2 protein-coding genes are annotated in these 674 nt (G+C 36.9%); both read left to right on the top strand.

The genetic code is table 11. The annotated features are described in order from the left end of the window. On the top strand, window positions 1-392 hold a 392-nt coding region (locus tag L4D76_RS28845; RefSeq protein WP_428444210.1), incomplete at its 5' end, for a FixH family protein. 114 nt (window positions 393-506) lie between these two features. Then, complete coding sequence (locus L4D76_RS28840) at window positions 507-671, top strand: Lmo0850 family protein (protein ID WP_157443799.1); 165 nt, start codon at window positions 507-509, stop codon at window positions 669-671. Window positions 672-674: the final 3 nt, after the last annotated feature.

Genomic DNA, 674 nt, shown 5'->3' with positions numbered 1-674 from the left:
ATTATGTGGTTGCCCATGTAACAGCCAAAGGGCTGCATGTGATGCCGGAAAAAGAAGTTGTCGTTACGGATCATGAAAGTGAAGGCGCATCTGCCCATCCAAGTACGGATGTTTCAATTGATTTTCAAAGTAACCCTGTGAAGGCAGGAAGCAGTTCGAACTTTGAAGCAACTGTAGAATTGAATGGAAAGCCTTTGGCAAATGCAGATGTGAATTTTGAGGTGTGGAAAGAAGGTAGCGAAGAAAGCCATTTCACCAAAGCTAAAGAAGAGGAAAAAGGAAATTACCAAAATAAGGTATCTTTTGTTGAACCCGGCACCTATAAAGTTCAGGTGCATGTTGAAAAGGACGAAGTACACGAACATCGATTGCAAACAATTCAAGTTAATTGACAAGTGTTAACAGTGACACTGTATGGCTTTTCTATTCAATTCTTTAAATAGGTTTTATATATTCGTTAATTGGGAAGTTAAAGGATAATGATACAGCAGAAAGGGAGAGTAAGTATGACTAACGAAATAATCAAGAAGTATAAAAATCTCGGGATTCATATTGAAAAAACGAAATCTCGTCAGGAGATTTTCACTAATGTTTATCAAAATGACTCATCCTTACTCACCACAGCTGTTTTTTCTCAATTTCAACAAAAACGGGATCTAAAAGAATATTAATGC

Source organism: Photobacterium sagamiensis (assembly GCF_050337085.1).
GTDB classification, from domain to species: domain Bacteria; phylum Pseudomonadota; class Gammaproteobacteria; order Enterobacterales; family Vibrionaceae; genus Photobacterium; species Photobacterium sagamiensis.
This window is presented reverse-complemented; position numbering and strand designations above follow the sequence as displayed.

What these genes read in the sequence shown, in the direction of transcription:
- L4D76_RS28840 (WP_157443799.1), top strand. Translation starts at nt 507, where the DNA reads ATGACTAACGAAATAATCAAGAAGTATAAAAATCTCGGGATTCATATT.